The sequence below is a fragment of the Citrobacter sp. TBCS-14 genome (assembly GCF_005280805.1).
GTDB lineage: Bacteria > Pseudomonadota > Gammaproteobacteria > Enterobacterales > Enterobacteriaceae > Citrobacter > Citrobacter gillenii.
Window position 1 is genome coordinate 1 of the sequence record NZ_SZWM01000683.1, and the last position, 837, is coordinate 837.

Annotated in this window: 1 protein-coding gene; it reads left to right on the forward strand. The window is 39.2% G+C overall.

The annotated features are described in order from the left end of the window. The coding region (locus FDX22_RS20685) for an IS3-like element IS1068 family transposase (protein WP_146717705.1) at nucleotides 1-837 on the forward strand (837 nt) is incomplete at both ends.

The window sequence follows — 837 nt, forward strand, 5'->3', positions numbered from 1 at the left end:
AAGTTCCGGGTCTTCTTGAAGCGAAGCAAGTAAAACGTTTTGAATTTCTCTTGAAACATCATGGGAAGATAAAAATTAAGCATGCAGTAAAAGTTCTTAAGGTTTCTCGCTCAGGTTTCTATGAATACATGCATCGTCGTCCTTCAAAACAACAAGTGGAGAGAGAAATTCTCTCAGAGAAGATAAAAGCTGTCTTTCATGAGCATAAGGGACGCTATGGTGCGGTTAGAATTACCAAGGTACTTCATAATACTGGTATTATGACCAACACGAAACGTGTTGGGAAACTGATGCACTTGATGGGACTTTATGCCAAGGGAAGCCGTTATAAATATAAACATTACAACAGAAAAGGAGCTTCGCTTTCAAGACCCAATTTAATTAATCAGATCTTTAAAGCAACAGCTCCTAATAAAGTATGGCTGGGAGACATGACCTATATCCCTACCAAAGAAGGCACCTTATACTTAGCCGTGAATATCGACGTTTTTTCACGTAAGATTGTAGGCTGGTCAATGTCTTCACGGATGCAAGATAAACTGGTGAGGGATTGCTTCTTACAAGCTTGTGGGAAAGAACATCATCAGCCTGGCTTGATTGTCCATACTGATCAAGGGAGTCAATATACAAGCTCTCGTTATCAATCTACTCTTCGTCAAGTCGGTGCTCAATCTAGCATGAGTCGTAAAGGAAATCCCTATGACAATGCAATGATGGAGTCTTTTTATAAGACGCTAAAGAGGGAGCTTATTAATGATGCTCATTTTGAGACAAGAGCTGAGGCTACTCAAGAAATATTTAAATACATTGAGACCTATTACAATACAAAAAGGATGC